Raw genomic sequence first — 6,000 nt, 5'->3', positions numbered from 1 at the left:
TACACGCGTAAGATCGTCGGCAGCGTCAGATGTGTATAAGAGACAGGCATTAAATCGCGTGTTGCTGCCCGTCCCCACTCGCCGCCATCCTCTTCCGGTCGATTTAAGACATCTAGATTATCCTCTAAAGCACCCATCCACGGTGCCATTTTTTCTTCTTCGCTACCCGGTAAAAAACCAATATCTTCACCAACGGGCACTGTGACACGGGTCATAATGATTTCGCTGTAGCGTTTTTGCTCCAGTGTTTGCACCAAACCCGCGGCAAGGGTGAGCAAGGTTTTACCTGTACCGGCCTGACCCAACAGCGTGACAAAATCAATATCGGGATCAAGCAGCAAATTCAGGGCGAAATTTTGTTCACGATTGCGCGCTGTAATGCCCCATACGCTATTTTTCTGGTGGCTGTAGTCGCGCAAGGTTTCTAAAATCGCGCTATTGCCTTGCCGGCTTTTGACTTTAGCGACAAATGACTCGTCGTCTTGCCATAGAAATTGGTTGGCTAAGAGTTGTGAACAATCTGGCCCATTGATTTCATAATAGGTGCGGCTATTCTCTGTCCAAGAGCGCAGCCCTTCGCCCTGTCGTTGCCAAAATAAGGTATCGATTTGCCGAGTACCGCCATACAACAAATCACTGTCTTCTAACACTTGGTCATTGAAATAATCTTCCGCTGCCAAACCCAGCGCCCGCGCTTTAATCCGCATATTGATGTCTTTCGACACCAACACCACTTCGCGTTTTTTATCACGTTGTTGTAGGGCCAATACCAACGCCAAGATACGATTATCACCACGTCCCAACGGCAAACTGTCGGGTAATTCGGCGGCGAGGGCGGCGGTTTGCAGATACAAAGCACCGGTCGCGGCTTGATGACTGTGGGCAACCAGCGGAATACCAGCCTCGATTTGTTTATTCGACTGATCGCACACCAAATCGTCCATAAACCGGCTGGCTTGTCGTGCATTACGCGCCAGTTCGGACATGCCTTTTTTGTGATTATCCAATTCTTCCAGCGTCACAATCGGGATAAACACATCGTGTTCTTGAAAGCGAAACAAGCTGGTGGGGTCGTGCAACAGCACGTTGGTATCGAGGACAAACAGTTTCGATGGGGCTTTTTTCTTCTTCGACATGGTGCGAGGTCCTCATACGGAAAGAAATCAATCGGGCAAACCACAGGCGAGCGCAGCATTTTTATAACAGTAAATCATGATATAGCAATGTTTTGATTTAGCGTTCGGGCATTCTCCTTGTAACAAAGCCATGACTTTGGGAAATTGCATTCAAAAATAGAGCAAGATCATGAAATATCATAATTTTTCATTGACGTGACAGCTACATGCCAGCTAGCATCGGCGCCTGTTTTGAGGAGGCGCATAATGATGAAAGTACGGTTGTTGACGTGGTCGGTTTCTATGGCGGTGGGCTGTGCAATCACAGCGACAGCGTATGCGGACAATTTTTTAGCTCCCGATTCGGCATCGCGAGTGGCGCAATACCTGACCCAACAAAACAACGGTACTTTGCGTAATGGTGACAATGTTTGGTTGCGAGTACGTGACGGTTTTCAATTAGGCGAAGTGAATAGCGAGCTGGTTCGCCGCCATGAACGCATGTATAGCAAAAATCCCGAATCTTTCCGCCGTATGCTAACGCGCAGTCATCGCTATCTGTTCCATATTATTAACGAAGTCGAACGACGTGGTATGCCGACTGAAATCGCGCTATTGCCGTTGGTCGAAAGTGCGTTTAATGCACAAGCCATGTCACCCGTCGGGGCTTCTGGTCTATGGCAATTTATGCCAGCGACAGGTCGGCAATATGGTTTAGAACAAACGTGGTGGTACGATGGCCGCCGTGATGTCACCGCCGCCACCCGCGCCGCCCTCGATTATTTAGAAAATCTCCATGCCATGTTTGGTGATTGGAACCTTGCCCTTGCATCGTATAACTGGGGTGAAGGCAATGTCAGCCGTGCGATTGCGCGCAACCGCGCCCGTGGTTTACCCGAAGATTTTGAAAACCTGAGCTTGCCCGCTGAAACGCGCAATTACGTGCCAAAACTATTGGCCGTCCGCAATATTCTGGCTGAGCCGCAACGCTTTAGTGTTCGCCTCGAAAAATTGCCCAACAAACCCTACTTCGTGGCAATTTCTCCGGGCAAACACATGGATCTTGAAGTGGCGGCCAAATTGGCAGAAACCACAGAAGAAGAAGTCCGATTCTTAAATCCGGGTTTTAACCGTCCAGTGCTGGCGCACAAAACTGGCCGCCAAATTTTAATTCCAGCGGCAAAATCCGAGCGTTTCCATGAAAATCTGGCACGTTTCTCAGCGCCATTGATGAATTGGCAACCGTATGTAGCACAGGTCGATGACACTGCTGAAGACATTGCCCAGCGCTTTGGCATGGATCTCAATGTCTTGAAACGCACCAACGGCTTAACCAGCTTACGCATTCAGCCGGGCCAACCTTTATTGGTGGCCGCACAACAGACCAAAGAAACGCCTAACGCAGACTTGCCAGAAACCAGTGTGGTCAGCGCTGAAACCACGACCGTGGCGAATGCGGACAATCGGATTTTGGATTTGAATGTCTCGGCTTCTGCTGCTTCGCGTCATGTGGTGCAGCAAGGTGAAACATTGCCCGAGATTGCGAAACGCTATCGGGTGAGTGTGGCAGATTTAAAAGCGTTGAACCGTTTAGAGTCGGATACCTTAACCGCCAATCAAGTGTTAAATATTGGCGTACAACAGGCCAAAACCACTCAACAACCCGACACCTAAAATTGCGCTCGGTCGATTGGGTTGCCAACCATCGGCAACCCAATACCACAACGGCGAATTTTTGTGGGTGGATAAGAGCGCCGTCCCTCGGTTACAGCGGCAACTGCATCCGCAATTCGTTCACCCAATCACGATGGGCAAAGTCTGGCCCCATCACTAGCGAAGCATAAAAATCACTGCCAAAGCGTGAATCGACCTCGATCAGCACATGGGTTTCATTGCCATACGGCAAAAAGGTCAATTCAATCTCTTGAATGCGGAAACTGCCGCCGCGTGGTCTGAGTTCAATTTCTTGATAACACCCCAACGTGCTGCTGACATGGCCGACTCGCGCTGTACCCAATTCAACATCGGTGCTGCTAATCCCCCAGCCTAATTGATCGAAGGCTTGCAGCAAGGTGCTCACAGGGGCCGGCGGCAGAATTTCTAAGAAATCGCGGTCGTTGGTGTCGATGGCGGCATCAATCGCCAAATCGGTATGAATCCAAATTGGCAACGGTTGGCCATGATAAGGCAAGCCATTGATAGGCAAATCGGCGGGCAACTGAATTTCAAACGGAAACTCGCGGCGTTCTTCGGCACGGATGGTAAACGCTTGGCTGACACGCAGACTGCCTAACGGCAAATTGACGCGGGTATCGTCATTGCTATCGTCTTCGGCTTCGATCATCAAGACCAATTCGATTTTTTCAATATCCTGTGCTGCCTTGCCGCCTTGCACAACAACCTTACCCCGCAACACATCACCCGGGTATAAACGGGGGTTATCTAGCTGGGTATCAACCTTGGCACCCCCGACACCAATCGAGGCAAGCAATTTTTTAAACATGGTGGGCCCTTTCTTGTAATGGTGAGATGGATTGCAAAACACAAGCAAACTACTGGCGCGCTACATGATGGCGTGGGGTGGTTTTTCCAGTCCATTGCCGCCACCAATCGCAGATTTTTTGCCAGCGTCCGTGTGCTTGTGCGTGCCGTTGGGCTTCGATTCGCGCATACGAGGCCATCTGTGCCTGTGCACAACCTTCGCCAGCTGAAGCGTCAGATTGTTGTAACATCCTGTCCCCCTATCGTTTCCAAATGCCTTGCCAAACACTGTTTAACCAACTGTGCCCACTGACCAACACCACCCCACCCAGCACACAGACGGTGCCGATGATGAAATTGCGTTCTAACGGTTCATTTAACAACCACACGCCAAACACCATCCCAAACAAGGGTGTCAGAAAAGAAAACACCCCGAGGCGCGAGGCAAGATAATTTTTCAACAGCCAAAACCACGCCAGATAGCTGGCAAATGACACAATCACCGAGTGAAATAACAGGCTACCGATGGCGAGTGGGGTGAAGTGAATCTGCGCTTGGCCCAGTAAGATGGCCGCAGGCACCAACAGCACAAATGCCCCTAATAGCTGATATTGCAAGGTATGCGAAGTGGGGGCGCTGGCCAGCCGCGATAAGCGCACGACTAAGGTGGTTGCTGCCCACGAGACACCAGCCAATAAACCCAGCATATCGCCCCATAACATCCGGCTCAGTTCACTTTCACTATAAGCATGATCGTTACCACGACCAAAAAAGGTCAACACAATGCCAGCAAAAGCTAAGCCAATCCCCAGCCATTGCCAACGGTTGAGCCGCTCGGCGGGCAATTTCCAATGCAAACCGAGGGCAACAAAAATAGGCGCGGTATAAAGCAACACCACCATGTGCGACGCAGAGGTAAAACGCAGCCCCTCACCAACCAATAAAAATTCAATCGCAAACAGTGTTCCAACCAAGCCGCCTGCTTTCCAATAGCCATTCCCCCATTGCATTTTTTCCTGTCGCCAACGCATCACCAGCCACACCAATGCCGCTGCTATCCCCGAACGCAGGGCGATTTGCAGCAGAGGCGTAATATCATTGGCAGCGGCTTTGAGCACCACTTGTTGCAAGCCCCAGATGACGCATAGCAAGGTCATGATGGCGCTGGCTTGGCCATCGAGGGTTTTTCTTTCGTGCATAGTTTGTCCGTTAAAGGTTAGAGCCGATTGCCAATATCATCCGGCAGCTCGTCGTCTTGTTCCATTTCACGGCGGTTATCATCGGGTGACAGTGTTGCCACTTGTTTTGCTTGTGCCACCACTTCGTGTAATTGGCGGTGCAATTCTTCTGGACTTAGGGCTAATAGGGCTTTGAGCGATAACCGCCGCAGCGACACTTTACCATTTGAGACAATCACATTGCCGTCTAAAAAGGCTGGATGTTCCTTAAATCGGCTGGCGCTGCGGTTCAAAATTGCTTTGAACAGCGCGGAATAGGTGATTTCTTTCGCGGTACCGGTGCCGGTGGGGTCGGTACTGACACCATCGAGTGAAGGTTGTCCACGCAAGGTTTCAATGGCGAGGTTTAATAATTCCACCGTGCGCGGCGATTCCCCAATTTTTGCCATCACGCGGTCGATGGTCGATGCTGATAGCGCATGTTTATGTTGTTTTGCCCATGCAAGATTGTCTGGATTAAGCCGCTTAAACCAGCGTAAGCGATGCAGCCCCGAACGAGATCGCCCCAATAACATCTCTTGTTGCCGCAAAGAAAGCTGTTCTCCGCCGAGGGCTTGGCTGAGTTTTTGTTGCGACTCAAACAGTTCAATATCGGTGATTTTGTGATGTGAGGGATTGTCTGTGAGGACATAGAGCAAGGCTTGATAGTCGGTTAATTCACGCACCACGGCGCGAATTTTTGGCAAGCCCAATAAACGACTGGCACGCCATCGCCTTTCGCCAGCAATCAATTCATACAACCCCGATCGGCTTGGATGTGGCCGCACCACGATGGGCGTAACTTGTCCGCCGGAGATAGAAAAGCTATCTGCCAAGCGGCGGATTTCGTCTTCGGTGGGAAAGCAAGGTTGAAAAGGCGATGGGGTGATGAGATTCACGTCCAACATCTGGTGTTGGTCGTTGTCGTCAATGTGCAGCGGCGGTTGTACCCATTTCATCACCGCCGCCGGCATCGTGCTGCGTTTTTGCGTGGCGGCGGGGGCGGAATGGGGGGCGCGTGGTTTGCGTGGATAGCGGGATTTTTTGCCAGACTTGGGGAAATGCTCGCTCAATTTTTCCTCCTGATGCCATCAACAGGGCTATGCCTTCGGTAGAACAGGACGCGGCATAGTCATTTTCTATTATGAAATCTGACCGCCTGTGTGAATACAAGGAAAGTCGGCACG

At 50.8% G+C, this 6,000-nt stretch carries 6 protein-coding genes; 1 reads left to right on the top strand and 5 read right to left on the bottom strand.

The window, feature by feature from the left end:
• Window positions 1–1,136, bottom strand: a 1,136-nt coding sequence (locus ACTBZS_RS04045) for a PhoH family protein (RefSeq protein ID WP_463043346.1), incomplete at its 3' end; no start/stop codon positions are given.
• 246 nt (window positions 1,137–1,382) lie between these two features.
• Here ACTBZS_RS04045 and ACTBZS_RS04040 point away from each other — a divergent pair.
• Complete coding sequence (locus ACTBZS_RS04040; RefSeq protein WP_463043345.1) at window positions 1,383–2,789, top strand: transglycosylase SLT domain-containing protein; 1,407 nt, start codon at window positions 1,383–1,385, stop codon at window positions 2,787–2,789.
• A 91-nt stretch (window positions 2,790–2,880) separates the two neighbouring features.
• On the opposite strand, the gene ACTBZS_RS04035 is transcribed toward ACTBZS_RS04040, so the two are convergent.
• The 4 genes from ACTBZS_RS04035 to ACTBZS_RS04020 are packed head-to-tail and all read right to left on the bottom strand — an operon-like array spanning window position 2,881 to window position 5,886.
• Entirely contained in the window at window positions 2,881–3,618 is a 738-nt protein-coding gene (locus tag ACTBZS_RS04035; protein ID WP_460429825.1) for a sporulation protein, read from the bottom strand.
• A 49-nt stretch (window positions 3,619–3,667) separates the two neighbouring features.
• Entirely contained in the window at window positions 3,668–3,847 is a 180-nt protein-coding gene (locus ACTBZS_RS04030) for a hypothetical protein (protein WP_460429824.1), read from the bottom strand.
• A 9-nt stretch (window positions 3,848–3,856) separates the two neighbouring features.
• Window positions 3,857–4,795: a DMT family transporter gene (locus ACTBZS_RS04025; protein ID WP_463043344.1), complete on the bottom strand. Its 939-nt coding sequence runs from the start codon at window positions 4,793–4,795 to the stop codon at window positions 3,857–3,859.
• Between the two features lie 17 nt (window positions 4,796–4,812).
• The gene (locus ACTBZS_RS04020) at window positions 4,813–5,886 is read right to left on the bottom strand and encodes a ParB/RepB/Spo0J family partition protein (RefSeq protein ID WP_463043343.1); all 1,074 of its coding nucleotides are present in this window, start codon (window positions 5,884–5,886) and stop codon (window positions 4,813–4,815) included.
• Between the last annotated feature and the right edge of the window lie 114 nt (window positions 5,887–6,000).

The organism is Aquaspirillum sp., from assembly GCF_055136605.1.
This window is presented reverse-complemented; position numbering and strand designations above follow the sequence as displayed.